Origin of the sequence: Mycobacteroides abscessus ATCC 19977, from assembly GCF_000069185.1 — a bacterium.
Lineage (GTDB): Bacteria > Actinomycetota > Actinomycetes > Mycobacteriales > Mycobacteriaceae > Mycobacterium > Mycobacterium abscessus.
Genome location: NC_010397.1, coordinates 1,697,944 through 1,723,494, shown reverse-complemented (window position 1 = coordinate 1,723,494; position 25,551 = coordinate 1,697,944). Strand labels below are relative to the sequence as shown.

The 25,551-nt window shown below is 65.7% G+C and carries 28 protein-coding genes; 4 read left to right on the top strand and 24 right to left on the bottom strand.

What is annotated here, in order from left to right; genetic code table 11:
• Position 1: 1 nt before the first annotated feature.
• The 17 genes from MAB_RS08740 to MAB_RS08660 all read right to left on the bottom strand — a co-directional run bounded on the left by MAB_RS08740 (position 2) and on the right by MAB_RS08660 (position 17,087).
• A complete protein-coding gene (locus tag MAB_RS08740; protein WP_005067231.1) occupies positions 2-1,069 on the bottom strand; it encodes an MCE family protein in 1,068 nt (355 codons plus the stop codon).
• Positions 1,066-2,595, bottom strand: coding sequence for an MlaD family protein (locus tag MAB_RS08735; protein ID WP_005085022.1), 1,530 nt, complete (start codon positions 2,593-2,595; stop codon positions 1,066-1,068). The genes MAB_RS08740 and MAB_RS08735 overlap by 4 nt, the downstream gene beginning before the upstream one ends.
• Positions 2,576-3,394, bottom strand: coding sequence for an MlaE family ABC transporter permease (locus MAB_RS08730; RefSeq protein ID WP_012296452.1), 819 nt, complete (start codon positions 3,392-3,394; stop codon positions 2,576-2,578). Before MAB_RS08730 ends, MAB_RS08735 begins: the two co-directional genes overlap by 20 nt.
• Positions 3,395-3,432: 38 nt before the next feature.
• The gene (locus MAB_RS08725; protein ID WP_005074663.1) at positions 3,433-4,161 is read right to left on the bottom strand and encodes an MlaE family ABC transporter permease; all 729 of its coding nucleotides are present in this window, start codon (positions 4,159-4,161) and stop codon (positions 3,433-3,435) included.
• A gap of 137 nt (positions 4,162-4,298) precedes the next feature.
• On the bottom strand, positions 4,299-5,984 hold the full coding sequence (locus tag MAB_RS08720) for a fatty acyl-AMP ligase (protein WP_005093182.1): 1,686 nt from the start codon (positions 5,982-5,984) through the stop codon (positions 4,299-4,301).
• Positions 5,981-6,256, bottom strand: coding sequence for an acyl carrier protein (locus tag MAB_RS08715; protein ID WP_005085018.1), 276 nt, complete (start codon positions 6,254-6,256; stop codon positions 5,981-5,983). The genes MAB_RS08720 and MAB_RS08715 overlap by 4 nt, the downstream gene beginning before the upstream one ends.
• Before the next feature lie 17 nt (positions 6,257-6,273).
• Positions 6,274-7,044: an ABC transporter permease gene (locus tag MAB_RS08710; RefSeq protein ID WP_005060395.1), complete on the bottom strand. Its 771-nt coding sequence runs from the start codon at positions 7,042-7,044 to the stop codon at positions 6,274-6,276.
• On the bottom strand, positions 7,041-7,979 hold the full coding sequence (locus tag MAB_RS08705) for an ABC transporter ATP-binding protein (protein WP_005110206.1): 939 nt from the start codon (positions 7,977-7,979) through the stop codon (positions 7,041-7,043). The genes MAB_RS08710 and MAB_RS08705 overlap by 4 nt, the downstream gene beginning before the upstream one ends.
• Positions 7,980-7,982: 3 nt before the next feature.
• Positions 7,983-8,726: a hypothetical protein gene (locus MAB_RS08700; protein WP_005087627.1), complete on the bottom strand. Its 744-nt coding sequence runs from the start codon at positions 8,724-8,726 to the stop codon at positions 7,983-7,985.
• The gene (locus MAB_RS08695; RefSeq protein WP_005060387.1) at positions 8,723-9,229 is read right to left on the bottom strand and encodes an SRPBCC family protein; all 507 of its coding nucleotides are present in this window, start codon (positions 9,227-9,229) and stop codon (positions 8,723-8,725) included. Before MAB_RS08695 ends, MAB_RS08700 begins: the two co-directional genes overlap by 4 nt.
• Positions 9,226-9,936 carry a hypothetical protein gene (locus tag MAB_RS08690; protein ID WP_005110205.1) on the bottom strand — a complete coding sequence of 237 codons (711 nt, stop codon included), beginning with the start codon at positions 9,934-9,936 and terminating at the stop codon, positions 9,226-9,228. The genes MAB_RS08695 and MAB_RS08690 overlap by 4 nt, the downstream gene beginning before the upstream one ends.
• Complete coding sequence (locus tag MAB_RS08685) at positions 9,933-11,414, bottom strand: pyridoxal phosphate-dependent decarboxylase family protein (RefSeq protein WP_005093179.1); 1,482 nt, start codon at positions 11,412-11,414, stop codon at positions 9,933-9,935. Before MAB_RS08685 ends, MAB_RS08690 begins: the two co-directional genes overlap by 4 nt.
• 35 nt (positions 11,415-11,449) lie before the next feature.
• Positions 11,450-12,772, bottom strand: a complete 1,323-nt coding sequence (locus MAB_RS08680) for an aminotransferase class III-fold pyridoxal phosphate-dependent enzyme (RefSeq protein ID WP_005085013.1) — start codon at positions 12,770-12,772, stop codon at positions 11,450-11,452.
• A complete protein-coding gene (locus tag MAB_RS08675) occupies positions 12,769-13,860 on the bottom strand; it encodes a fatty acid desaturase family protein (RefSeq protein ID WP_005085012.1) in 1,092 nt (363 codons plus the stop codon). Before MAB_RS08675 ends, MAB_RS08680 begins: the two co-directional genes overlap by 4 nt.
• Entirely contained in the window at positions 13,857-14,837 is a 981-nt protein-coding gene (locus MAB_RS08670; RefSeq protein ID WP_005110204.1) for an NAD-dependent epimerase/dehydratase family protein, read from the bottom strand. The genes MAB_RS08675 and MAB_RS08670 overlap by 4 nt, the downstream gene beginning before the upstream one ends.
• Positions 14,837-16,033 (bottom strand): hypothetical protein, encoded by a 1,197-nt coding sequence (locus MAB_RS08665; RefSeq protein WP_012296451.1) that lies wholly within the window; start codon positions 16,031-16,033, stop codon positions 14,837-14,839. Before MAB_RS08665 ends, MAB_RS08670 begins: the two co-directional genes overlap by 1 nt.
• A complete protein-coding gene (locus MAB_RS08660; RefSeq protein ID WP_005085008.1) occupies positions 16,005-17,087 on the bottom strand; it encodes a hypothetical protein in 1,083 nt (360 codons plus the stop codon). Before MAB_RS08660 ends, MAB_RS08665 begins: the two co-directional genes overlap by 29 nt.
• A 72-nt stretch (positions 17,088-17,159) precedes the next feature.
• On the opposite strand from MAB_RS08660, the gene MAB_RS25385 reads away from it, so the two are divergent.
• From MAB_RS25385 to MAB_RS08650, 3 genes are all read left to right on the top strand, one after another.
• The gene (locus MAB_RS25385; RefSeq protein ID WP_005110203.1) at positions 17,160-17,567 is read left to right on the top strand and encodes a hypothetical protein; all 408 of its coding nucleotides are present in this window, start codon (positions 17,160-17,162) and stop codon (positions 17,565-17,567) included.
• 11 nt (positions 17,568-17,578) lie between these two features.
• The gene (locus tag MAB_RS08655; RefSeq protein ID WP_005060366.1) at positions 17,579-17,938 is read left to right on the top strand and encodes an ArsR/SmtB family transcription factor; all 360 of its coding nucleotides are present in this window, start codon (positions 17,579-17,581) and stop codon (positions 17,936-17,938) included.
• A 62-nt stretch (positions 17,939-18,000) separates the two neighbouring features.
• Positions 18,001-18,393: a Fur family transcriptional regulator gene (locus MAB_RS08650; protein WP_005093173.1), complete on the top strand. Its 393-nt coding sequence runs from the start codon at positions 18,001-18,003 to the stop codon at positions 18,391-18,393.
• On the opposite strand, the gene MAB_RS08645 is transcribed toward MAB_RS08650, so the two are convergent.
• From MAB_RS08645 to recO, 3 genes are read right to left on the bottom strand one after another with little or no spacing between them, the layout of a single operon-like run.
• Positions 18,390-18,800 (bottom strand): hypothetical protein, encoded by a 411-nt coding sequence (locus MAB_RS08645; RefSeq protein WP_005085006.1) that lies wholly within the window; start codon positions 18,798-18,800, stop codon positions 18,390-18,392. The two genes, MAB_RS08650 and MAB_RS08645, sit on opposite strands and share 4 nt — an antisense overlap.
• Positions 18,800-19,708, bottom strand: coding sequence for an isoprenyl transferase (locus MAB_RS08640; RefSeq protein WP_005067194.1), 909 nt, complete (start codon positions 19,706-19,708; stop codon positions 18,800-18,802). Before MAB_RS08640 ends, MAB_RS08645 begins: the two co-directional genes overlap by 1 nt.
• Positions 19,671-20,456: a DNA repair protein RecO gene (gene recO / locus MAB_RS08635; protein WP_005060357.1), complete on the bottom strand. Its 786-nt coding sequence runs from the start codon at positions 20,454-20,456 to the stop codon at positions 19,671-19,673. Before recO ends, MAB_RS08640 begins: the two co-directional genes overlap by 38 nt.
• Before the next feature lie 73 nt (positions 20,457-20,529).
• On the opposite strand from recO, the gene MAB_RS08630 reads away from it, so the two are divergent.
• Positions 20,530-21,930 carry an amidase gene (locus MAB_RS08630; RefSeq protein ID WP_005093170.1) on the top strand — a complete coding sequence of 467 codons (1,401 nt, stop codon included), beginning with the start codon at positions 20,530-20,532 and terminating at the stop codon, positions 21,928-21,930.
• Between the two features lie 103 nt (positions 21,931-22,033).
• Here the strand turns inward: MAB_RS08630 and MAB_RS08625 are convergent, their stop codons facing one another.
• The 4 genes from MAB_RS08625 to MAB_RS08610 all read right to left on the bottom strand — a co-directional run bounded on the left by MAB_RS08625 (position 22,034) and on the right by MAB_RS08610 (position 25,544).
• A complete protein-coding gene (locus MAB_RS08625) occupies positions 22,034-22,882 on the bottom strand; it encodes a DUF559 domain-containing protein (RefSeq protein ID WP_005114171.1) in 849 nt (282 codons plus the stop codon).
• 112 nt (positions 22,883-22,994) lie between these two features.
• Positions 22,995-23,909: a GTPase Era gene (era, locus tag MAB_RS08620; protein ID WP_005085003.1), complete on the bottom strand. Its 915-nt coding sequence runs from the start codon at positions 23,907-23,909 to the stop codon at positions 22,995-22,997.
• Entirely contained in the window at positions 23,906-24,244 is a 339-nt protein-coding gene (locus MAB_RS08615; RefSeq protein ID WP_005060350.1) for a hypothetical protein, read from the bottom strand. Before MAB_RS08615 ends, era begins: the two co-directional genes overlap by 4 nt.
• Positions 24,237-25,544 carry a hemolysin family protein gene (locus MAB_RS08610; RefSeq protein WP_005085002.1) on the bottom strand — a complete coding sequence of 436 codons (1,308 nt, stop codon included), beginning with the start codon at positions 25,542-25,544 and terminating at the stop codon, positions 24,237-24,239. Before MAB_RS08610 ends, MAB_RS08615 begins: the two co-directional genes overlap by 8 nt.
• Positions 25,545-25,551: the final 7 nt, after the last annotated feature.

The following is a 25,551-nucleotide window of genomic DNA, read 5'->3' as shown; positions in this document are numbered from 1 at the left end:
CTCAGCCACCGTCTCCCGCGTTTCTGCACCGTGCGGTGTGCTTCGCCTTGTTTCCCGGAGTGGCCGCGTCGACGATGATCGGGACGACCTCATTGAGCCCCGGGAAGAATCCGTAGGGGTTCACATCGCAGGCGTAGGCATTCATGTAGGCGCCCTCCCCGAACATGCGTGCCAGGCCCTTGAGGAACAGCGGTGTATTGAGGCCCGTGTAGGCGATCTGCGGTTCGATATCCAGCATGTGACGGGTGTATCCGGGTTCGCGCGTGAGTAATTCGTGCACGGAGGGGTCCACGTCCCGGGCGATCCGGGACAGATTCCTGACCACTTCGGTCATCTTTCCCACCGAGGACACCAACTCGGGACGGCGACTGTCGAAGTGATCGACCACCTGGCGGGTCGCGCCGATGGCGTCCTCGAAATCGCGGTTCTGCGCGGCGAGAGTGCCCACCACCGTGTCCAGGCTCGCGATGACATGATCCAGGGCATCATCACGCCCGGTGAATGTCTTTGTCAGTGTTGAGGTCTGGTCGACTAGGGTGGCGAAGGCCGCGGTGTCGCCCTGCAGCGACCCGATGACGGCCTGGGTGAGGTTGTTCACCTGTGCGGGATCCAGCACCGCGAAAAGTGGTTCGTAGCCGTTGAGCAGGGTGCCGATATCGAAGGAAGGCTCGGTGCGCTCGACGGGGATGACCGCACCTGGCGCGAGCAGACCACCCTGGTCCGGGTGCGTCTGCGTCAACGCGAGATAACGCTGGCCCACAATGTTTTGGTAGGTCACCGACGCGTTGATGCTGGCGGGGAGGCGCTGACCGTCCTGGACCGCGAAGCTCACCTTCGCGGTGGTTCCGACGAGTTCGATGTGCTGGACCCTCCCGACGCGCACACCTGCGATCCGCACATCGTCGCCTTCACGCAGCCCGAAGACATCGGTGAACATCGCTCCGTAGGACACCGTGGCACCCTTGACATCCCGGCGCAGGGTCACATACACCAGCCAGGTCAGCGCCGTGGCGATGACCAGGAAGACGGCCAGCCCGATCAGCGGGCCGCGTGCCGCCGTGCCTCTCATCGGGCTCCTCCTTCCTCATGTGGGTCTGCGGCGCGTGTCACGACGGTGCCCCGGGCGAGGGGGCCCAGCACCAGTTGGTCTGCCGATGTGGCCGGCTGCCCCAGGATTTGCCCCAATTGACCGCGTTCCTGGGTGCTGCCGACCGGGCCGACGTTGCCGCCGAACGATGCCGGTGCGGTGAGGATCTGGCCGGGGTCGGCGCTGCCCGGCACCGGCGGTGCGGGAGTGAGCCACGGCGGCACCGGCGGGTTCGGGTCACGCAGGTCAGGGTTCGGGTTGACCAACGGTGGACCCACCGCGATGAGATTGCCGTTGTCGCCGAGCACGGTTCCCGGCGGCGGCGCCAGATTGGCCGGTGGTTGATAGTTCTGTGGCAGCAGTACTTCCGGAAGGTCCGGGCGCACCGCGATCTGCGGGGCGGTAAAACAGCTGGGCCCCTTGAGTTCCCCGTACCGTGGGCAGTCGGCCCGGGTGTAGGTATACGACGGGGTGAAGGACAGGTTCACCCGTCCCTTGGCAGTGGCCAATTCCGGATCCCACACCTCCCGGAAAAAGGTGTCAGAAAACCTGGTGATACGCCGGGTGATCGGCACGAAGTGCTGCGCGTTGTCGGCCAGCACACCGAGTACCGGGGTCAGATCGGTGGTGATCTGAATGAGCTGGTCGGTGTGATTGTGCAGGGACCGGACCGTGGTGCCGGTGGTCTGTACCCCGGCGCCGATGAATGTGCGCAGCTGCTCGCGCTTCTCGGCCAGGGTTTGCATGGGGCGCACCGCCTGATGCAGGGCATCGACGAGATCCGGTGCGGTCTGCGAGAGTCCGTGTGCGGCCTGCACCAACGCCGAGACCGTCGAGGGGCCCTGGTCGGTCGCGACGATGGCGTTGAGCTGATCCAGCATGCGGTCCAGTTGCGCGGCGCTGGTGAGCAGTTCGGCGCGCCGATGATTGGTGGCGGCCCCGACCGCCGCCAGAATCCCCACGGTGTTGTCCTCGCGGCCGCGGCCGGCCGCGGTCAAGATCTGGCGCAGCTTGTTGACGGTCGTCTGGAACAACACGGTAGGCAGTCGGGTGTCCTCGGCGATATGCCCGCCCTCGCGAATGGGCGCTCCGGGCCCATGGTCGACGAGTTGTAAGGCCGAGACGGCGAACACATTGCTGGGTACCACTCGCGCGGTGACGGTGGCGGGAATCGATCGGGCGTACATGGGTTTTAGCCGCACCCGAACCCGATTGGGCTGCGTGCCCGCCGACGGCGTGACCCCGTCCACGGCGCCGACGAGCACTCCCCGGTATTTGACGTCCGAGCGCGGCGGCAGCCCATCGCCGACGTTGTGCAGGTCCGCGATGACATTCACGTATCGGTCCAGCACCCCGGTCGACTTGATCAGCAGTCCCGCCGTCAGGACGGCGACGAGAGCCAGCGCGGCGCCCCCGCGCACCAGCAGTTGACGGCGCGAGAACACGGCACCATCTAGATCGTGGTGGCTATCACGGCGATTCAGCACCTCATCCCCCGAACCTGGCACCGGAGTCGACGCTCCACAGCGCCATGGTCAGCAGCATGTTGACGATGATCACCGCGGTGATGCTGGCGCGCATGGCGTGCCCCGCCGCGATCCCTACCCCCTCCGGACCGCCGTCGGCGCAGAAGCCGTAGTAGCACTGCACCGCCGAGGCTATCCAGACGAAAATGATGGCTTTGCCCACGGAATAGGCGATATCGGTGCCGCTGGCCAGCAGGGTGAAGTAGTGCAGATACGGCCCCATCGAGCCACCGCTGACGATGCCGACCATGATCTGGCAGGACAGGTAACTGATGGTCAGGCAGGCCACGTACAGGGGAATGATCGCGACCACGGACGCCAGCAGGCGTGTGGTCACCAGGTATGGAATAGGCCGGATGGCAAGAGAATCCATCGCATCGACTTCCTCGGCGATGCGCATCGACCCGAGCTGTGTGGTGAAGCGGCACCCCGCCTGCACGGCGAAGGCCAGCGCGGCCATGATCGGGGCCAGCTCGCGGGTGGTGACCAGCGAGGAGATGACACCGGTGGCCGGCCCCAGCCCCATGAGCTCCAGGAAGTTGTAACCCTCGATGGCCACCAGCGCTCCGGCGGTGACACCGAGCACCAGTACCACTCCGGCGGTGCCGCCGCCGACCACGATCGAGCCGTTGCCCCAGGTGATATCGGACAGCAGCCGCAGGAACTCGCGACGGTACCGGCGCAACGCGATGGGAATCGCGAGGAAGGCGTGCACAAAGAAGGTGACCATATGGCCGAAACGCGCCAACGGTCTGGCCGCGGTGTCCACCGTGTAAGCCATGGGGCGCACCGGGTCCGGGCGAGTTCGCAGTGTCGCGGTCACAGCACCGCCCTGGGAAACAGCATGGTATAGACCTGGCTGACCACGACGTTGACGATCATCAGCAGCAGTACCGACTCGACCACAGCCGCGTTGACCGAGTTGGCCACGCCGGTCGGCCCACCATGGGCCGCCAGCCCCTTCTGACAGGCGATTACCGCGACGATGGCGCCGTACGCGGCGGCCTTGAACAGCGCCAGCAGCAGATCCGCAGGGGTCGCAAAGGATGCGAACGTCGACACGAAACTTCCTGGGGCACCGCCCTGCACAAACACATTGAACAAATAGCTGGCCAGGAATCCGACAAAGCAGACCACACCGGTCAACGCGATGCCGATGACGATCGCCGCGGCGAAGCGCGGTACGACCAGGCGCCGCACCACCGACACCCCCATGACCTCCATGGCAGCGGTCTCCTCCCGCATGGTCCGGCAGCCGAGGTCCGCGGTCATCGCCGAGCCCACCGCCGAGGCCAGCAGCATGGCCGCGACCAGCGAGGCGGCCTGCCGCACCACCGCCAGGCCGCTAGCGGCACCCGCCAGTGAGGTGGCGCCGACTTGGCCTGCCAACAGGGCGAATTGGATGGACAGTGTCACCCCGATGGGCAGCGCCACCAACACCGTCGGCATCACGGCCGTGCCCGCCATGAACGCTGCCTGCCGCACGAACTCCGCCCACTGGAAGCGGCCCATCACCAGGTCGGCCACGAAGTACCGCAGGGTGTGCACACCGAGAACGAACTGTTCGCCGACGGTGGTGAGCGCCGCGATCGGGTGGTGCCGCACATATCCCGCGCCGCAGGCACCAAGTGTGCGAATCCTCTTGGGCATCTGGCCGCCGACACGGACTAGTTGATCCCGTGTCGTCATCGGGCCGGTTCACACCTCTTCAGCCGTTCAGAGGTGGCCCTCCGGCGCAGCTTCCCCGAGGACGTCTTGGGAATCCATCCGGCGGGAACCACATGGACATCGCGTGGGCTCACCCCCAGGGTGCGGTAGACGCGGTCGGCCACTTCCGCGCGGATGCGCTCGCTCTCGGCGATATCGGCATGCAGGGCCGATTCCGCCACCATCGCGAATCCCTCGCCGGCGGAAGCGGTGTGCAGGCGCACGGCAGCCACGCCACCGGAACGCACCCCGGATATTCCGGCCACCGAGCGTTCGATGTCCTCCGGATGCACGTTACGCCCGGAGATGATCAGGATGTCTTTCTTGCGGCCACAGATCACGGGCTGGCCGTCCGCGGTGAGATAGCCGATATCGCCGGTGGAGAGCCAGCCTTGCGCATCGAGCATCGACTCGAATCCGGATGCCGTGCGGTATCCCGCGGTGACGTTGTCACCGCGGATCTCGAGCTCGCCGATCGATTCCGGAGCCAACACCTGGCGGTCCTCGGTGACCACCCGTACCTCGCACCCGGGCAGCGGTAGCCCCAGTGGGACACGGGCGCTGGCCTGCGTACCCTGCGCCGCAACGAGATCGGGATGCGGCGGGCACACCCGATAGCCCTCGCCGCGCCGCACAAACGAGACCGCCAGGGTGGCTTCCGCCATCCCGTAGGCGGGGACGACGGCGTCCGCACGCATGCCGAAGCGGGCGCCCTCGGCGACGAACCGTTCCAGGGTCGCGACATCGATGGCCTCGGCACCGCTGAGCGCGAATTGCAGCGAGGACAGGTCGTATGCGCCGTCGGGCGCCTTGCGCAGGCGGCGGGCCAGCAGCGAGTAGGCGAAGTTGGGACCCGCCGTCATGCTGCCCCGGTAGGTGCTGATGAGCTTGGCCCACAACAGCGGATCACCGAGGAAGTCCATGGGGGTCACGCTGACGGTGCTCATGGCCCGGCACATGGGCACGATGAGAAATCCCATCATGCCCATGTCGTGGAACAGCGGCAGCCAACTCACCACCACATCTGTTTCGGGATCCGCGCCGGACGCGCTCACCATGGCCCGCAGATTGGCCTCGATATTGCGATAGCTGATGCTGACGGCCTTCGGTGTGCCGGTGGATCCAGAGGTCAACTGTAAGAACGCGATAGCGTCCTGATCACTCTGCACAATCTCGCCGGGCGGACCATCCAGCAGCGCGGACATCTCCAGAACCTGTGCGGCGACAGCGCCGAACTGGCTCGCCGCGGCCATGAAGGGATCACCCACCACGACCGTCGAAGAGCCGACTGCGGCCAGTGCCCGGCCGGTGTCCTCCACCCAGAGCCGCATATCGGAGCGATGGGTCGGCTGATGCAACATGGTGACCGAGGCACCGGAGAACCAGATGCCCTGTACCAGTGGCGCGATTTCCCCAGGGGCACCGGCCAATACCGCGACGGCATCACCGGGCCGCACACCTGCTGCCTGCAGGGCACCTGCGATACGCAGCCCCGTCCGGTGCACGTCCGCCCACGCCGTGGTGCTCAACTCATCCAGCTGCGATGCGCCGTCGGGGCCTATCGGCGCCGAGGTGAGGCCGCGGCCGGTGATACCGGCCCCGGCCAGCAGGCGGTCGATGACGGGGTTCGACCCAGGACGGTCTTCGCGCAAGCGGCTCATCACAGCCGACTCTCCACCAGCTCGATCAGCGCACCCAAGGTCTTGCATTCGAAGACATCATCCTTGGTCAACTGAATGCCGAAGCGGCCCTTGATCTCCGAGACTCCGAGGGCGAACGACAACGAATCGAATCCGAGATCGCCGACCAGCTCGGAGAAGTCGTTGACATCCGCGGTGGGCAGCTCGAGCTCCTCGGCGATGAATTCGATGAGAAACTCGCGGACGTGTGATGAGCCGCTTGCGTGAAGAACATCAGGTTGTGATGGGGTTTCCATATTTTTCTCTATGCCTTCTACTTGCCAATTTTCCGGCGGATCACCAGATGGATGGGAATTTGCAGCAGCGCGAACATCCCGATGGCCACCAGGACGCCCTTGACTACCAGCATCGCGTCGAAGTCGCCATACATGATCGTGGAGGCCGCGGACACGATGTGAGAGAAGGGATTCGCGTTGATGCTGATCCGGAGCCAGTCGGACAGGAAGACCGACGGCATCAGCGCCTGACTGACGAAGAGCACCGGAAGGGCCAGCGGCAGCATCGCCACCGGCGCTTGCGGATTGAGGGTGCGCAACGCCACCAGGTAGAACAGTGAGCTGTAGGCCGCCGACCACAGGAACATGACCAGCACCAGAAAGACCCCGGTGAGCAGACCCGACCGCAGCGGTGCGTCCAGGAAGGCCAGCAGCCCGATGACGATCACCGCGGCCGGCAAGATGCGGAACATCTCGAAGCCGATCTTGGCCGCCATGATCTGTCCGGTGGATACCCCGTAGAGCCGCAGCCGATCGGTGAACCCCGACCGGATCTCGTCGATGAGTGTCCCGGCGCCATACCCGGCACCGAGCATCGGGATGAGCATGATGAGCCCGGGTGCGATGTATGCCGTATAGGAAGACAGCGGGAATCCGGGCAGGTCGGCGACCCGTTGGAACATGGACCGCACGAAGATCACCAGGACCACCGGAAAGACGATCGGGAAGATAAATCCGAATACCGGTTGCCGCAATCCGACCACGACGTACCGGCGGAACAGCCGCGCGGTGTTCGACAGTGCGGTCACTGGGTCACCTCCAGGAATGCGTCGCGCAGCGAGGTGGAACGCACCTCGATGCTGGCCGCCCCCAGGCCCACGCGGTCGAGCTCGGCGCTCAACGCGCCCAGGTCCGCGGCAGAGGCGGAATCCAAGGTCCCCGAAAGGGTTCCGGAGTCGGTGCGCCGCAGCGCGTATCCCGCCTCCGCGAGCCGTCCGGCGGCTTCCTCGGGTATCACACTGTCTGCCGAGACCTCCACGGCATACCCGTGGCTCCGGGTGAACTCCTGGGTGGAACCGGAGGCCACCAACCGGCCGCTCTTCACGATGCCCACCTCGTCGGCCAGCGACACCGCCTCGTCCATATCGTGAGTGGTCAGCACGACGGTGCGTCCTTCGGAGCGCAGCAGCCGGATGGCATTCCAAACCTCCTGTTTACCTTCGATATCCAGCCCACTGGAGGGCTCGTCGAGGAACAACATCTGCGGGTTGTGGGCAACGGCCAGCGCGACATCGACGCGGCGCCGCATACCGCCGGACAGCGCACCCACCTTGCGGTTGACGTAGGTGCTCAGGCCGAACTGCTCGACGAGCTCGTCCTCACGCGCCTTCCGGCGCGCCTTGGGCCAGCCCGCGATGGCCAGACTCATCCGGATCTGCTCGACCGGTGACATCCACAGGTCCAGCGCGACCTCCTGCAGTGCCACACCGATCAGGGGGCGCAGCTCCTTGGTGTTGTCAACCGGAACGCCGAGCACCTCGAGCTCCCCGCGGGTGGGGGCCAGCAGCGTGGTCGCCATGCGGATGGTGGTGGTCTTGCCCGCGCCGTTGCGGCCGAGCAGGCAATAGACGATCCCTTGCGGAATCGTCAGATCCAGGCCGTCGACCGCCCGGGCGTCCGAACCGGGATAGGCCTTGACCAACTCGGCAGCGCGCAACGCGGGAATCTGTGTGTCCGTTGTCATGAATCAGTCCTTCACCTTCGGGAGGACATGGCGCTGCAGCTTCTGAGTGAGGCTGATGCCCTGCGCCGTCATGTTCACGTCAATCGACGTGTACAGGGGGAAGCTGGCGACCGCACTGTCCTTGGGTACCTCGTTGACCTGATGGATTTCTCCGCTGCTCGCACCGGTAACGGTGAGATCCACGACCGTTCGGACCAGTTCGACGGGTTTGTCGCGCCAGGTCGCCTTGCGGCTGCCCTCGGCCCTGACATGACCGTGTGCCTTCGATCCACCGCCGCAGGTCCCGGTGAGTTCGCGCTCACCTTCGATGTCCGCCAGGGCGATTCCGCCGTCCACCGCGCATTGCAGCGTCACCCGCGAGTCCAGCGGGTTGACGATGGTGATGGCATCCAGGGTGCTGGGCTTGCCCTCACCGGCGGAGACGACCCCGGTCTCGTACGGGAACCGGTCGCCCCGGTAATACTGCTCGATCTTCAGCTCTCCGCGCCGCGGCCCCGGCCCGACGGTCATCACACCCGCACCGGGCAGTTCGCTCGTCTCGCCGAGGTAGGTCACCGAACCCGATACCTCCAGCGCATAGTCACCGAACGGCGACCTGCCCTGGGGCTCTGGGGCCGGATCAGACTGCGCCGTCGGGTACTTCAACAGCTGGAAGGCGTGGCCCACGGGCTTTCCGGCTTCCTCGTTCACCGGGGTGCACGCCGCGACCGAGAGCACCACGGCAACGCCCACACCCAGGCGTCTCATCGCGGAACTCCCGTGGCGGAAAGGGTGCGGCTCAGGCGACGGTGCCGGTGAGTGAAGAAGGCCGCCAAGATCTTGCTCAGCAGTCTGCCCCAGCCGGGGATCAGACCCATGGGAGCCTGCGGGGCCAGGGTGACCTCGTCGGTGACGATTGTCTTGTCCCCCAAGGGCTCCAGGGTGCGGTGGTGTACCCATATCCGCATCCCTGTCATCAGTGACTCCTCCCGGAACATCCGGCCGGGTTCGAGCCGCGCCACCGTGATGTCATCGAACCCGAACGGGAGCACCCCGAAAAGGAGCAGGAAGCTCTTACCGATGCGGGTGCCCGGCGTGACATCGGCGATGGACTTGCCGCGGAACTGCTTGGGCATGGTCATCTTCATGTACGGGCCCATCTCGTCATTGATGCCCTCTTGGGTGGTCACCCGCTCCCACACTTTGTCTACGGGACAGTCGATCTCGCTGACCTTGCGGAACACATGCTCTTCGGTGTGAATCGATCTCATCGGACTCTTTCCTTCTTGGGGGACGAGGGGGTGGTGGTGGCGGCCAGCAGGGAGGCGTCATCAACGGCGCGGGAGGCGTCCGGGACGAAGGACCCGCTGATGTCGACGACGGCCGGCACACTGTCGGCGCCGATGTAGTTCGGCAGGATGTCGCCGATCTGGTGCAGACGGTCGGGCAGCAGATGCTGATACCAGTCGAACAGCGGCACCACCAGGGCGACCGTCACAAACTGAACTCCCTCTGCGGCCAGAGCACCGAAGAACTCCCGCCAGATCTGCTCGATCATCCCGGCGCGACGGTGTTTCTTACGCACGCCCTGGGTGGCAAGCTCCGCGATACGCTCCGGAGCAATCCCGCCAAAGAACGACTCCCAGTGCGGATACAGGTAATTGCGGGCGGTCTTGTTTCCATCCCGGTAGCTTCTTGCGTCGCGCAGGGTACTGAAGCTGGCAAGCCCCAGTTCGGGATCGTGCCGAAGCGATCTCAGTACACCGACCGGGTGCTCGGGTGAGTCGCCCGAGAAGCCCACATAGATTTCCGAGGACCGCTCCCACGGGCGGTAGTGCACCATCTCCCCCGCGGCGATATCGACATCGTCGGCAAAGTCGTTCTCCAACCCGAAGATCGCGAACTCGATGTTCTTGGCCCAGGCGAAGCGAGCATCGGATGCCGCAACGCGCTCGACGCGCGCCAGGTTGTTGCTCATACGGCACTGACCTCCGGTGTGCGCGCACGCCAGATCCGGTTGCCATGGGCGGCAATGTCGGAGACCATCGCGCCCGCCATCGAGGTCGTGACCAGAGGATTGACGAACGTCAGTTTGATCGCCTGCGCCCCGGCCGCACCGGACCGGCCCACGATCGCCCTACCGCTGTGGGCAAGCTCGGCGCGGACCGCGTCGTTGACGTCGTCACGCGCGTCGCGCGTGGCCTCCGGTCGCCGCCAGCGCAGCACCACCGTGTTGGTGCATACCGGCGCCACCAGTTCCAGGTCGGGATGCTCGGCAGCCACCTGGGCCGCGGCCGCCGCCGCAGCGACAGTGGCATCGATCATCGCGGCCACCTGACGCTGCCCCACGGCCCGCAGCGTGACCAGCACCTTGAGCGCATCGAAACGCCGGGTGGTCTGCAGCGAGTTGCCGACCAGATTCAGCACATCGTGCTCGGCGTCGCTGGCGGGATTCAGGTAATCCGCGTGCGCGGCAAGCACGCCGAAGCTCTCCCGATTGCGCACCAGCAGCGCGCTGCAACTGATCGCCTGAAACAGCAGCTTGTGGAAGTCGATGGCGACCGAGTCGGCCTGTTCGATACCACGCAGCAACTGCCGGTGCTGAGCGCTGAAGATCAGGCAGCCACCCGCGCAGGCATCCACGTGTACCCAGATGCCGTGTGACCGGGCAATCGCGGTGGCTTCCTCGAGCGGGTCAATCGCTCCGAAATCCGTTGTCCCGGCAGTGAGCACCAGCGCGAACACCGGTGTGCCCGCATGATCGGCGTCCCGCAAGATTCCGGCGAGCGTCTCGGCCCGCAACCGCCCCGCATCATCGGTGGGTACCTCGATGATGGCGGAGGTGCCCAGTCCGAGTAGCCGGAGTGCCTGCTGCACCGAGAAGTGTGTCTGCCGGGTGCACAGCACCCGCCAGGTACCGGACTCGGGCGGCAGCCCCAGGCCCGCGATATCCCATCCGGCCTTGCGCGCGAACAGGTCCCGCGCCAGCAGCAGCGCCTGCAGATTCGACTGGGTACCTCCGCTGGTGAAGGTACCGTCCGACTCGCGGCCGTAACCCATTCTGGTGCACAAGTATTCCACTACCTGCTGTTCGATCGCGGTGGCGGCCGGCGCCTGGTCAAACGAGTCCATCGATTGATTGAACGCACTGATCAGCACCTCGGCGGCGAGCGACGGCAATGCGGGTGGGCAATGTAGGTGCGCCAGGTATGCGGGATGGGTTACCACCACTGATTTCTCGGCGAGCAACCCCGTAGCCTCGTCCAGTGCCCGGCTCAGCCCCACCCCATCGGGATCGTCGAGATCGAGCCGCTCGGCATCGCGTTTGAGCGCGGAATAGCCGTCCACCAGTCCCGGTGCGGTGGCCCCGCCCAGTGTGACACTTGCCCGTTCGGCCGCCAGCGCGACGGCCTCGCGGTACGTGTGCGCGCTGTCGCCCGTGAGAAAGTCGCTCACGAAGGGACTCTGCACGAAGGGACTCTGATGGGCCGTCACCGCGTGCGCTCCACCGCACTGAGTGCGGCGTCAAACGCGTTGAGCGCAGCGGCGATATCCGGCTCGTCGATCGTCAGTGGCGGCAGGAACCGCACCACGTTGCCGTACTGGCCGCCGGTTTCGACGATCAGTCCGTGCTGCAGGCAAGCCTGCTGAATGCGGGCGGCAAGTTCGGGCGCGGGCGCTCCGGCGTCATCCGGCCATGGCATGTCGGGGTCCACGATCTCCACACCCAGCATGAGCCCGACTCCGCGCACGTCACCCACCAGCGCCGAATCGGATGCGACCGCGTTCAGGCCATCGAGGAAGATCTTGCCGCGGGCGGTCACCTGCCCGCGCAGCCCGTTCTCCCGCGCAAAGCGGATCACGGCGCTCGCGGCGGCGAAGGCCATGGCGTTCCCACGGAAGGTTCCGGTGAACGCACCGGGTTCCCAGACGTCGAATTCCTTGCGGACCACCAGGACTGCGATGGGGATACCAGACCCGAGTCCCTTGGAGATCACCATCATGTCGGGTTCGATACCGCTGTGCTGGAATGCCCATGCCGGGCCGGTGCGGTACATGCCCGCCTGTACCTCGTCGGCAATGAGAGGCACTCCCAGCGTCGACGCCGTGCGGCGCAGCGCCTGGCCCCACCGCGCGGGCGCCGGTATCACGCCGCCCTCGCCCAGAACGAACTCGGCGATCAATGAGGCCGGTGCGGTGACGCCGCTGTGTGGGCGGGCAACCGCCTCGGCCGCTGCGATCGCCAACTCGACGCCGCGTTCACCGCTCACCCCGAAAGGGCTGCGGTACTCCTGTGGGTACGGCAGGAAGCTCGCCTGTGGGGAGAGCACCACCGGCTGCCTGCGCAGCCCGCCCCCGGAACTGGCGGCACGCGCTGCTCGGGTGCATCCATGAAAACCACCTTGCACACCAATGTGTTCGCGGCCACCGGTGGCGATCTCGGCGAGCATCAACGCTGCCTCCACCGCACTGGCTCCGCTGGGCGAGCACAGATGGATGCTGGCGTCCGTGGCAAGCCTGACCGGCAGGATGGACAGCAGCTCCTCGACGAACCGGTCGCGGGACGGGGTGTGAAAGTCCAGTGACAACAGCGGCTCACCGGACGAAACCGTCTTCATGACCGCCTCGTTGACGGCCGGGTGATTCCAGCCCAGCGACATGGCACCGGCCGCGGCCAGGCAGTCGACGTACCAGCGGCCGTCCTCGGCACGCACCCGGGCGCCCCGCGCCTCGACGGGCCGGATCGGCAAACGTCGTGAGTACGTCGCGGCCGCGGACTCTCTTGCGGTGGATGTGAATTGACTGACGGTCATACCGCCTCCTTTCGCGGGTGGGCGAGCAGCCGCCGCAGCGATGAGGCGAGTGAACGGTCTTCGGTGGCCCGGTACCCGGCATCGGGCGGGATCGCCGCCATCAGCCGGCGGCGCGCCTCGCCCAGTTGGTGGTAAGGCAGCTGAGGGAAGAAGTGGTGCACCGCATGGAAACGCAAGCCGACCGGTGCCCACAGCGAGCCGAGGACGGGCACCGACGGGTGATCGATGGAATCGAGAACCTGCTCGGGAAAGGTCATGCGCTCGCTCTTACCTTCGTACCGGTGCGCCACGAGTACCCGTAGCCAGTTGACAAACAGCGCCAGGGCGATCACCGCATACGCCTCCACCAGCCGATACGGCGAGTAGGCGCCCAGCAGCAGCAGCACCAAAAGCGTTGTGGTGTACACGAAACAAGCAATTTCCTGCACCAGCCAGGAGCGTGGGGTGCCCGACGGCGGCAATGGCCGCTCAAAATCGGCATCGATCATCAACGATGATGCCCGGGTCAGCACAATGGGCCGTATCGCGGGGATCAGCCAGCTCAGCGGCGCCAGCACCAAGAATCGGAAAACGAAGGCCAGCGGCCCGCCCAGCGCGCTGAACGGCAACACGATGATGCGCCAGCGCGGCTCACTGGCATAGGTGACGTATTCACCGTCCTCCGCCGTGCCGTAGGTGCGCGACGCATGGTGTTCATGATGAAACTCAAAGGTGAATTTCGGTGTCAGGAAAGGTATTCCGCACACCGCGTGCCACACCACCGAGAACCAGCGCAGGTCGTCCTCGGCGTGCACCAGCTCATGGACGAACAACACGGCGCGATAGAAAGCGAACGCCGCCACCACAATGCACGCCACCGCCGGCAACGAGAGCAGGTTCTCGACCGGGCACAACAGGAAGGCCGTGTATCCAACCGCCAGACAGGCGGCAAGATCAAGCCAATAGATCCACTGGCGGCGGGCGGCGAGGTCTGCCACCAGTGCTCGCGCGTCGGCCATCGATATGCCCAGCGCCTCCTTGGAGCCGCCCTGCACCTGCCGTGGCTGGACCGTCAGCCTGCCCTGCTGATCTTCGCGCATGCTGCTCATCGCACAAACTCCGCTATCAATTCGTGAGTAGAGACCTTGGGTATGCCCAGTTCTCGCACTGCCCTGTCGGGCGCGTAATACAACTCGCGGGCCATCAATTCGAGGTTCTCGGCAACCAACACATCGTCGGGGTCGAAGCGCCCGGAGAGGTCCCGCAGCAGCCGGTTGCCCCGCCCCGCCGTCCGGAACAGCCCCATCGGCGCCGGCCGCACCGGGTGATGGCGCCCCACCGCGGCCACCAGCAGCTCCCCGATCTGCCGATAAGAGAGGTTGGCGGTGCTCAGGATGTACCGGCGCCCGTTGTCCCCCTTGGCCATCGCCGTAGTGATGCCCGCGACGAAGTCGCGAGCCGAGCACACCGCGGTTCCGCCGGGAGGCACGACACGCAACAGGCCCTTGCGGGCCGCGACCAGCAGCCCCTGCCACGAGCGAGCGGGCCCCGCTCCCGGCGCGAACACGGCGGCGGGGTTGACCACCACCACGTCCAGACCTCGTTCGACGAAGTCCAGCATCAGCCGCTCACCCGCACGCTTGGTCGCCGAGTACACGTTATCCAGCACCGAATCGCATGGGTCGAAGTCTTCGTCGGCCACCACACCGTTGGGCGGGTACCCGATGGCCGCGGTGGACGACACGTGCACCACGCGCTGCACACCGTGCCGCAGCGCGGCGCGGGCCACGTGATAGCTGCCTAGGACGTTTGTCTGCCAGATCCTATGCCCGAGACGCGAATTCGGCGATGCGATACCGGCAAGGTGATAGACGTGGGACACGTCGCGCATCACGTCGTCAACGGCGCGCGCGTCGGCGATATCGGCGTACGCAGTTTCCACATGTGGGCGCAGTTCGCCGGGCAGCACGGCGGGTTCGTGCGGATTCATCAGGACGGTGACGCGCTCACCGGCCTGCACCAGGGAAGCCACCAGGGTTGACCCCAGGTACCCCGTGGCACCGGTGACCAATGTCCGGCCGCTCATCACAGTGCCTTCTGGTAGACCCGATGGATCTTTTCGGGGTCCGTCTTCATCTGGGCGGTAAGCGAATTCGACCACACATTGTCCTCATGCACCCAGGTGGTGGCGACCGAGGAATAGCCGCTGCCGGTGATCGTCCGGACGATCTCGCCCGCCAGAACTCTGCCGATGCCCGCCCCGAACTGGGTCTGCACCGCGCCGATGAGCACCACGACGGCGGTATCGATCCCGCGGATGCGCCCGTCGCGGCGCGCCGCCAGCCGGGCCAGCAGGGCCGGGGTGAGCCGACCGGACCGTCCGGCGATCTCGTTGACATCCGGCAGCATCAGTAGGAATCCGACCGGAGTGCCCTCGGATTCCACTATCCGGACGATGTTCGGATCGATCAACGGCCGCATCTCGGCGGCCATCCCCGAGAACACCTCGCGGCTGAGGGGAACGTTCTCGGGATGGTGAGCGAACGAGTCGTTGTAAAGACCGCGCAGCAGCTCTAATTCCTCGGTGTAGTGGCGCATGCGCACCGAGCGCACCGTCACTGCCTGGTCGCGCATCACCGCGTCGGCCCGTCGCACCAGGCGTTGCCGAACATCTTGGCTGCCGTCCAGATGCCAACGGTACGAGGCGGTGTCGAACTTCTTGCGGTATCCGGATGCCTCCACCAGCGCCGGGTAGTACCGCGGGTTGTAGGGCTGCATGAGTGCCGGCGGCCTGTCATAGCCGGAGACCAGCAGCCCGACTTCCTCGCGGGAGGTGTAGCTGAACGGACCGACCATTTTGGTGACGCCCCGGCGCGCCGCCCAGCGCTCGGCCTCCCCCAGCAGCGCGCCCGCTATCGACTCGTCGTCCTCGCTTTCGAAGAACCCGAAGAACGCGCACTCGCCGTAGCGCTGCACATAGGCCGAGTCGATCGCGGCGGAGATACGTCCGACAGGGCTACCGCCACGGTAGGCAACGAAGTTTTCGACCTGCACCTCCCCGTGCAGGGGGTTGTGCTTGGAGTTCATCTTCGCCTGCATGACACGGCGCAGGGTAGGGCGCCACCGGGGGTCGTCGCCGTAGATATGCCATGGCATAGCGATGAATTGCTTGGCATCCCGGTGAGATTCGACGCGACGCACCGATACCGGCGAGCGCCTCTGTCGCTGCCGGGTCGGTGACTCGATCAATCCCCTATCCAGCACGGACAATTCCCAAGTCATGCGCCAGCTCCGGATTGCCCTTGCTCTTCCACAGCGCGCCGTCCATGTAGAAGTGGTGCAACACGAACGTCAGTGGTACCGCGAAGATGACCGTATCGAGCTGTCCGGCCAGGATGCCCAATCCCGCAAAGAAGCCGATATACAGCGGCAGTGCCTTACGCGTCGACAGCCGCGCCAACAGCAGCTTCTTCTCGCCCGGGTCCTGGGTGCGTGCGAAGCGCGTGTTGTTCCGCGTCCAATTGATCAGGTGGTACTGCAGGCTATGGGTGGTCGTGGCGATCAGGATCAGTGCGAACAGATCCGAAACCAGCAGGTAGGACAGGTTGTAGGACAGTGCCGCGATCACAAAGGTGGCGACGGCCATGGCCGGCAGGGTCCGTTGTCCGGCCCGCTTGAGTTGCACCTGCTCCCACAGCGCGGCACCCAACAGGACTGCGGCACAAACGAACCCACCGATGACCAAGAAGCCGGGAATGGGCGGCACCGGGACGCTCAGGTTCGAGAACGGCAGCCGGTGACCGAAGACCTCGTACTCGGAGAAATTGAGCCCGTGGCTGGCCCGGAACAGCACCGGAGCCAGGCAGACGCCATACAAGGCGTACTTGATCCGGTTTCGCGGACCCTTGTAGCCGTTCTTCGCTGCGTAGATGTTGATGATGCCGAAGTGCTGTTTGAGAACGTGGAAGACCTGCCAGTAGGCCCAGATGGCCAGCAGCGGCACCAACCAGCCGCCGAACCACAGCGTGCCGACGATCGCGCCGACCACGATGAAGCTGATCACGTAATGCGACCAGTACCGCGATCGCTCGCGGGGATCCATCCACACCCGGGCGGTGGTCGTCAGCACATGCGGCAGGTCGGACAGCAGCGAGAAGGCCACCGCCCCCACCAGGAACACGCCCTTATGCCCGTCGGCCGCGAAGAGCACCGCCGAGAGCAGCGCGCCCAACCCGAACACGAAGAGGATGTCGACGCGTCTGCTGACAAACCAGCCCGGCCGACTTTCGCCATCGATGTTCTTCAGCTCATTGGTGTCGGTAGCAAAGGTGGCCATCACGATCATCCTCGGGTAGGCGTCAGAGTCTTAATTGATAATGATTATCGTTTTCATAACGTAGAGATCCCGGTGCCCGGTGTCAACGCCGGAGCCTGCGAGCACGCTGTGACCCTGCTCACCCGTAACCAAGCAGTTAGAACGCATAATTTGATGATTAGTGGTAGATGCGCGGCCGCTTACGGACCGGGAGTGAACGCCATGCCGGACAGGCAGGTAATGCCCGTATACCGGGGACTTGCAGGTGCTTCTGCGCCTCGGTACGACATCCCTGTTGACGGATGGAGCGAGCACAGCAAATACAACGGCCATCGATGGGCTGACCTGTCCGGACGGGTGGCTCCGGCCGCGCCGTGGCCGCCACGGCCACACCCCTCCCACCAGATGCGCAATCGGCTACTACCCTCAATAGATGGGCCCGGTTTGCCGCCGGACTCGAACATTGGGTCTCCGGACAAGCCGGGGCGTGATTCAGGTTGAGGTAGACCGCCGTGGTGAACACCGTGCTCAGTTCCGCGCATGACGAGCCACCACATGCTCCGCTCACGCCGCCCGGCCCGCTGCCCCCACGCGAGATCCTCGAACAGTCCGGCGAGCTGCTCCGCGCGCTCGCCGCGCCCGTACGCATCGCCATCGTGCTGCAGCTGCGCGAGTCGCAGCGCTGCGTGCACGAGCTGGTCGACGCGGTGGGCGTGGCCCAGCCGCTCATCAGCCAGCACCTACGGGTACTCAAGGCCGCCGGCGTGGTCTCGGGCGAACGGCAGGGCCGTGAGGTGATGTACCGCCTCGTCGACGACCACCTCTCCCACATCGTGGTCGACGCGGTTGCCCATACCGAGGAACAAAGATGACTCCCGCGCAGGCCGGGGGGTCGCCAAGCGTGCACGAGGACAGGCCGGCATTGCGCGGAACGGTGCGTTCCACCCGTCAGCGCGCGGCCATCACCGCCCTGCTCAAGCGCACCGATGAATTCAAGTCGGCGCAGGATCTACACGACGAGCTCAAGCGCGACGGCGAGGGCATCGGCCTGACCACCGTCTACCGCACCCTGCAGTCGATGTCGACATCGGGTGAGGTGGATGTGCTGCGCAACGACACCGGCGAGTCGGTGTACCGGCGCTGCTCGGACGGCCATCACCATCACTTGGTCTGCCAGAGTTGCGGTTTCGCGGTCGAGGTGCAGGCAGGCGCGGTCGAGAAGTGGGCGACCGACATCGCCGAAGAGCACGGTTTCACCGAGGTACACCACACCGTCGAGGTCTTCGGTTTCTGCAGCCGCTGCACCGCCGAGCGCCGAAGCTCCTAGTTGCCCAATGCCTTTCGCGCGTCAGCGCCGGTGGCGAACACCATCATGAGCAGTGTCACCAGGGCGTCGTCGTCATCGATCCCGGTGGCCGGAAAGTTGTAGCGCAGTAACACATCTGCCTTGCGCCCCTTGGCGATCAACAGAATGTTGCCAAACAGGGACTTCTGCGCGAGTCCGTCGACCAGATGCCTCGATTTCGCATTGACGGCCACATCCCACGCCAACACCTGTGACAGCGACACCACATCCAGGCCCGTCGCGATGGTAACCGCGCGGATCGAGGTCAAGGTCCCCTCGTAGTCGGCGGTCAGCGCCCCGTCGGCTTCCCTGGTAACCGGCAGCACCGGGTGCAGCACGCGGTACACCCGATCGAGGATCTTGCCGGCTGCGCCTTCGGGATCTGTCATCACGCCGACCCGAATCGCCGGTCACGCTGGGCATACTCGAGGCAGGCCGCCCACAGGTCACGGCGGTCGAAGTCCGGGTACATCTTCTCCTGGAACACGAACTCGGCGTACGCCGACTGCCACATCATGAAGTTGCTGGACCGGAACTCGCCGGAAGGCCGCAGGAACAGATCGACATCGGGCATGTCCGGCTCGTCGAGGTACTTGGCGATCGTCTCCTCGGTGATGCGATCCGGCTTGAGCTGCCCGGATTCCACCAGCCGGGCGATTCTTCTTGTCGCCTCGGCGATTTCAGCCCGGCCGCCGTAGTTGATACACGTGGTCAGCGTCAGGGTGCTGTTGTTCTTGGTGAGCTCCTCAGTGATCTCGAGCTCTTTGTAGACGCTGCTCCACAACCGCGTCTTCTGCCCGGCCCAGCGGAACCGCACACCCATGTTGTTCAGATCATGGCGGCGCCGCTTGACCACGTCGCGGTTGAAGCCCATGAGAAATCGGACCTCGTCCGCGGGCCTCCTCCAGTTCTCCGTGGAGAACGCGTAGGTGGTGAGCCACGGGATGCCCATCTCGATGGCTCCGCAGACCATGTCCATCATGGTGGCCTCGCCCATCTTGTGGCCCTCGGTACGCGGCAGCCCACGGGCCCGCGCCCAGCGCCCGTTGCCGTCCATCACCACCGCGACGTGGCGCGGAATCAGTTCCTTGGGAATCGCCGGGGGCACCGCACCCGACGGGTGCTTCGGCGCGGGGTGCGGGCGGGTACCGCCGGGACCCACGCCGGGCAGCAGCTTGGGGAAAACAGCAGGAAACACCGTCTTATCCGGGAACGTCGGGTTATAGCCCTGCGGGACGTCGGCCCAGTCGGTGTAGTACTTATCCTGCTGCGGATCGGGCTGGCTGCTCTTCACCATGGCTCATATTTAACCTGCTGCCACGTTCGACGAGCGGGAGTGTCCGTAGCTTGCGTTCCAGATGCCACTGCAAATGCGCCGCGATCAATCCGCTGGCCTGGGTGCGCTGGGTCTGCGGCACGTCATCGGTGGCCGCCCAGTCGCCGTCATGCAGGGCCGCCATCAACTCCAGCACACCCTGCGGCGGGGTCACCGCACCCGCGGGACGACAGTGCACACACACGCTGCCGCCCGCGGCCACATGGAAGGCGCGGTGCGGGCCCGGGGTGGCGCACCGCGCACATTCGCCGATGGCGGGTGCCCATCCGGCAATGCTCATGGCGCGCAAGAGGTATGCGTCGAGAATAAGCTCGCGGGAGCGCTGTTGATCGGCGATGGCCCGCAGCGCACCAACGGTGAGGCGGTGCAGGGCAACGGCCGGGGCCCGCTCCTCACCGGCGATCCGCTCGGCGGTTTCCAGGATGGCGCAAGCGGTGGTGTACCGGCCGTAGTCACTGACAATGTCCGCGGCGAAGGCGTCGATGGCCTGCACCTGGGTGACGATGTCCAGATTGCGCCCCGGATGCAGTTGCACGTCGATATGCGCGAAGGGTTCCAGCCGCGAGCCGAACTTACTGCGCGTGCGGCGCACCCCCTTGGCTACCGCGCGCACCAGCCCGTGTTGACGGGTCAGCAGGGTCACGATGCGATCGGCCTCGCCGAGCTTGTGCTGCCGCAGCACGACAGCACGATCCCGATAAAGCCGCATTCGGATAGTTTCCCATCTGGTACCGACGAATCCCCGCATTGACGCACTATTTCGACCGCTTACCCTTCTGGTCATGTCGGGCTTTCCCACGCTGACTTCCCAGGCCGCAGCGCTATCTGACGGTTCGGAGAGTTCGGTCTCGCTCACCCTCACGGCGCTCAACGCGATCAAGTCGAGCCAGTCGACCCTCAACGCATTCCGGGTGGTGTGCACCAAGACGGCCCTGGCCGAAGCCACCGAGGCCGACAAGCGATTAGCCAGGGGTGAGCGCCTGCCGTTGCTCGGAGTGCCCATCGCCATCAAGGACGACACCGACTTGGCGGGCACTCCCACCGCATTCGGTACCGCCGGGGCCGTCGGCTCGGAGTCCGAGGACGCCGAGCTGGTGCGCCGATTGCGCGCGGCGGGCGCGGTGATCGTCGGCAAGACCAACACCTGCGAGCTGGGCCAGTGGGGATTCACCAGCGGGCCCGGCTTCGGGCACACCCGCAACCCCTGGAGCCGCGGCCACACCCCGGGCGGATCCTCAGGTGGAAGCGCCGCGGCGGTGGCGGCCGGGCTCGTCGCCGGCGCCATCGGTTCGGACGGGGCCGGAAGCGTCCGGATCCCGGCGGCCTGGACGCACCTGATCGGTATCAAGCCGCAACGCGGCCGCATCTCCACCTGGCCGTTTGCCGAGGCCTTCAACGGGATAACGGTGCACGGACCGTTGGCCCGCACGGTCGCCGATGCCGCACTGCTGCTGGACGCGGCATCGGGAAACGTCCCCGGGGACTTGCACAAGCCGCCGCACGTCCGGGTGCTCGACGCCGTCCACGAGGACCCGGGACAACTGCGCGTCGCGTTATCGCTCAAGGTTCCGTTCTCGGGTTTCCCGGCGCAACTGCATCCGACCATCGAGGCCGCCACCCGCTATGTGGCCCACCAGCTGCGTTCACTGGGGCACATGGTGTCCGAGGGCGACCCGGACTATGGCGTGGGGCTCGGCCTGAACTTTCTGCCGCGAGCGACGGCCGGGCTGCTGCCGTGGCGCGATCGGCTGGACGCCGGAGCGCATTGGGACCCGCGCACGGTGACGAATATGCGCACCGGCCGGCGCCTAGCCGGCTGGGCGCTGCGGCGAGCCCGCGCCGCCGAGCCGCGGCTGCAGGCCCGAGTGGGCAAGATCTTCGGCAGCTTCAATGTGGTGTTGGCACCGACAACCGCCCAACCGCCCACGGGCATTTACGATTTCGATGATGTCGGCAGCCTCGCCACGGATCGCGGGCAGGTCGGCGCGTGTCCGATGACGTGGCCATGGAACGTGCTGGGCTGGCCGTCGATCAATGTGCCCGCCGGCTTCACGGCCGACGGGCTGCCGATCGGTGTGCAGTTGATGGGCCCGGCGAACAGCGAGCCGCTGCTGATTTCCCTTGCCGCGCAGCTGGAGTCGATCAACAATTGGGCGTCGGAGATCCCCGATCCCTGGTGGTGAGAGGCGCGCGCCTACGGCGCCGCCTCTGCGCCGCCTCTGCGCCGACACGCCGTATTGTGCGTCGGCCACTCGAGATATGCATCAGAAACCGTAGTTTCGATTGCTACACCGCGCGCCGTGCCGCAGCCAAGGCCGCCCGCACACGTTCGATGACTGCGGCGGGCCGCTGGGACAGCTGATCACGGCTCACCCGAACCAGCCTCCATCCCAGCGACGCGATTGCTTCCTGGCGCTCGATGTCTCGACGGTGCTGTATGGAATCTCCCCAGTGTTGTGCGCCGTCGAACTCCGCGGCAACCTGCTGCTCCCGCCAGCCCATGTCCAGGCGAATCATTCGTCCATCAGGCCCACACAGTTCGATCTGAGTCTCCGGTTCGGGTAATCCCCCATCCACCAGGCACAGCCTCAAGCGTGTCTCCTGCACGGACTCTGCACCTGCATCCGCACGCGCCAGCACCCTGTCCAACTGTCTCAGGCCCCGCGCCCCACGATGCTGCTCAGCGATGCGCATCACCGAATCCGCAGTACACAACCCGAGCAGAACATCCGTCAGCTCGACTGCTCGGTTCAACCGCACACGTCGGCCGACGTCGAATACCGTACGTGCCGGCGTCGTCACCGGGATTCCTCGCACCGTCATCTGTTCGCAGGGCAGCAACCTGTCGTGGTGGCTGATGATTCCCGGCGGCGAATCGTGTCGTACGCGGACAAGCTCCGCGGGCCGCTCGGCCGAGATCCACTGATTACCGTGCAACGCCGCTGCAGATACCCCCGATACAACAGCCTTACGCCCGGACCACAGAAACGCAGCCTCGGCGCGCAACGCAGCCGTCAGTTCGACACCCCGCCGCAGATGCACGTTGTGGAAGACCTTCACATAGTACTTGCGCAATTCTTGTCGAGTGACATCGCCCGAGGCCAACGCCTCGCTCGCCACAATGAGCCCACCCATAGCAGGACCCTTGCACGGCGTACCGACAAGTCACCGAAACTACGGTTTCTGATGTATTTCGCGAGTAGCCAACGCATAACACGGCGTGTCGGCGGGGAGGGCTGCGGGTCGCTCAGAACCCCAGCTTGCCGAGCTGCTTGGGGTCGCGCTGCCAATTCTTGGCGACCTTGACCCGCAGATCCAGGAACACCTTTGTGCCGAGCAGCTTTTCGATCTGCGTACGCGCGTTGGTCCCCACCTCGCGTAGCCGGGCGCCGCCCTTGCCGATGACGATGCCCTTTTGACTGTCCCGCTCGACGTAGAGAATCGCGTGCACATCAATCAGCTCCGAGCCCTCGGGACGCCCCTCGCGCTCGCTGCACTCGTCGATCACCACCGCCAGCGAGTGCGGCAGCTCGTCCCGCACGCCCTCGAGCGCGGCCTCACGAATGAGCTCGGCCATGAGCACCTCTTCGGGCTCATCGGTCAATTCACCATCGGGATAGAACGCCGGACCAGGCTGCAGCTTGGACGCCAAAACCTCTGTCAGCACCTCGACTTGGGCTCCCGACACCGCCGATACCGGGACGATGTCCACCTCCTTACCGACAAGCTGTGACACCGACAGCAGCTGCTCGGCCACCCGCTCCTTGCTCACCTTGTCGATCTTGGTGACGATCGCGATCAGCGTGGTGCGCGGCGCGACGAGCTTGATCTGTTCGTAGATCCACTTGTCCCCCGGCCCGATACCCTCGTCGGCCGGGATACACAACCCGATCACGTCGACCTCGGAATACGTATCGCGCACAAGGTCGTTGAGCCGTTGACCGAGCAGCGTGCGCGGCCGGTGCAGCCCCGGGGTGTCGACGAGCACGATCTGGAAGTTCTCGCGGTGCACGATGCCGCGAATGGTGTGGCGGGTCGTCTGCGGCCGGTTCGACGTGATGGCCACCTTCTGCCCGACCAGCGCGTTGGTCAGCGTCGACTTGCCGGTGTTCGGCCTCCCGACGAAACAGACGAAACCGGAACGGAATTCCGGCGAGCTCACAATTGCCCCGCGGGCACACCGGTGCGGTCGGTCACGATGACCGTCGCCGACGGCGACAGTTCCCGTACCGCCGCGATACCCGGGTCTTCATGTGAACCACCGACCAGCACGGCCGCCTCGATCACGGACGCGCCGCTGGACACCGCAGCCGCCACCGCGGCCTGCAATGCCGTCAAGGACAGCTGCGAAAGCGACACCGGAGCACCGGCATACGTGCGCCCGTCACCGTCGCGCACTGCCGCGCCCGACTTCGCCTCGGCGCGCCCCATCGCCCCACGGGCCAGCACGACGAGCTTGTTATCTTCGGCGTCCAGACTCGCGCCTGACTCACTCATCTCGTTCCTCCGCTTTCTCGTCGCTTTCCGCATCGGGGTCGGGCTGCACCAGGATGGTGCCGATGCGCACCCGGCCACGCGCGTCCGGGCCACCCTCAGCCTGCAACAAAAGTCCATGCGAGGCGACCTTGGCTCCCGGCAGCGGCACTCGCCCCAGGTCCAGCGCCAGCAGGCCACCGACGGTCTCCACGTCCAGATCCTCGTCGAATTCGATGCCGTACAGCTCGCCCAGGTCCTCGATCGGCAACCTGGCAGAGACCCGGAACATCTTGTCGCCCAGCTCCTCCACCGGGGCAACCTCGTCGTGGTCGTACTCGTCGGCGATCTCTCCGACGATCTCCTCGAGCACGTCCTCGATGGTCACCAGTCCAGCGATCGCGCCGTACTCGTCCACCAGCAGCGCCATGTGCTTGCGATGCTGCTGCATCTCACGCAGCAGTTCGTCCAGCGGCTTGGAGTCCGGGACGAACACCGCCGGTCGCATCACCTGCGCCACGGTGACGTCCCGTCCACCGTTCACCGAGTAGTACGTCTGCTGCACAAGGTCTTTGAGGAAGACGACGCCGACCACATCGTCGACGTTCTCCCCCACCACCGGGATGCGAGAGTGCCCGCTGCGCACCGCGAGTGACGTGGCTTGGCCGGCTGTTTTATCACTTTCGATCCACACCATCTCGGTGCGCGGCACCATCACCTCACGCGCCGGAGTGTCGCCGAGCTCGAACACCGACTGGATCATCCGGCGCTCCTCGTCGGCCACCACACCGCGCTGCTGCGCCATGTCCACGACCTCACGCAGCTCGATCTCGGAGGCAAATGGACCGTTGCGAAATCCCCGTCCGGGTGTCACCGCGTTGCCGAGCAGAATCAACAGCCGCGAGATGGGGCCGAGCAGCACCGAAATCACCTGCAGCGGAACGGCGGCGCCCAGCGCGATCGAATACGCGTGCTGGCGTCCCAGTGTGCGCGGCCCCACCCCGATCGCCACGAAACTCGTCACCACCATGACGATCGCCGAAATCGTGAGCGCGGCACCCAGGCTGATCCGCGCGGTCAGGTACCCGACGAGAAACACCGTCGACAAGATCTCGCAGGTGGTGCGCAGCAGTACGACCAGGTTCACATAGCGCGGGCGCTCCCGGATGACCGCGGAAAGCCGTACCGCTCCTGGCCTTTCCTCACGAACCAGCTCATCGACGCGTGCCCGAGAGACCGTGTTGATGGCCGCATCGATGGCCGCGAAGGCACCCCCCAGACCAACCAGCGCAATCGCCGCCAGCAGCAGCCCGATGCTGCTCATACTCAAA

Coding starts and splice junctions, on each gene's coding strand:
- MAB_RS08630 (WP_005093170.1), top strand. CDS start 20,530: ATGTCGGGCTTTCCCACGCTGACTTCCCAGGCCGCAGCGCTATCTGAC.
- MAB_RS08690 (WP_005110205.1), bottom strand. CDS start 9,936: ATGAGCAACAACCTGGCGCGCGTCGAGCGCGTTGCGGCATCCGATGCT.
- MAB_RS08740 (WP_005067231.1), bottom strand. CDS start 1,069: ATGAGAGGCACGGCGGCACGCGGCCCGCTGATCGGGCTGGCCGTCTTC.
- MAB_RS08665 (WP_012296451.1), bottom strand. CDS start 16,033: ATGACTTGGGAATTGTCCGTGCTGGATAGGGGATTGATCGAGTCACCG.
- MAB_RS08675 (WP_005085012.1), bottom strand. CDS start 13,860: ATGAGCAGCATGCGCGAAGATCAGCAGGGCAGGCTGACGGTCCAGCCA.
- MAB_RS08615 (WP_005060350.1), bottom strand. CDS start 24,244: ATGAGTGAGTCAGGCGCGAGTCTGGACGCCGAAGATAACAAGCTCGTC.
- MAB_RS08670 (WP_005110204.1), bottom strand. CDS start 14,837: ATGAGCGGCCGGACATTGGTCACCGGTGCCACGGGGTACCTGGGGTCA.
- MAB_RS08610 (WP_005085002.1), bottom strand. CDS start 25,544: ATGAGCAGCATCGGGCTGCTGCTGGCGGCGATTGCGCTGGTTGGTCTG.
- MAB_RS08695 (WP_005060387.1), bottom strand. CDS start 9,229: ATGAGATCGATTCACACCGAAGAGCATGTGTTCCGCAAGGTCAGCGAG.
- MAB_RS08700 (WP_005087627.1), bottom strand. CDS start 8,726: ATGAGACGCCTGGGTGTGGGCGTTGCCGTGGTGCTCTCGGTCGCGGCG.
- MAB_RS08730 (WP_012296452.1), bottom strand. CDS start 3,394: ATGGCTTACACGGTGGACACCGCGGCCAGACCGTTGGCGCGTTTCGGC.
- MAB_RS08640 (WP_005067194.1), bottom strand. CDS start 19,708: ATGGTGAAGAGCAGCCAGCCCGATCCGCAGCAGGATAAGTACTACACC.
- MAB_RS08715 (WP_005085018.1), bottom strand. CDS start 6,256: ATGGAAACCCCATCACAACCTGATGTTCTTCACGCAAGCGGCTCATCA.
- MAB_RS08705 (WP_005110206.1), bottom strand. CDS start 7,979: ATGACAACGGACACACAGATTCCCGCGTTGCGCGCTGCCGAGTTGGTC.
- MAB_RS08625 (WP_005114171.1), bottom strand. CDS start 22,882: ATGGGTGGGCTCATTGTGGCGAGCGAGGCGTTGGCCTCGGGCGATGTC.
- recO (WP_005060357.1), bottom strand. CDS start 20,456: ATGCGGCTTTATCGGGATCGTGCTGTCGTGCTGCGGCAGCACAAGCTC.
- MAB_RS08660 (WP_005085008.1), bottom strand. CDS start 17,087: ATGGCCACCTTTGCTACCGACACCAATGAGCTGAAGAACATCGATGGC.
- MAB_RS08645 (WP_005085006.1), bottom strand. CDS start 18,800: ATGACAGATCCCGAAGGCGCAGCCGGCAAGATCCTCGATCGGGTGTAC.
- MAB_RS08680 (WP_005085013.1), bottom strand. CDS start 12,772: ATGACCGTCAGTCAATTCACATCCACCGCAAGAGAGTCCGCGGCCGCG.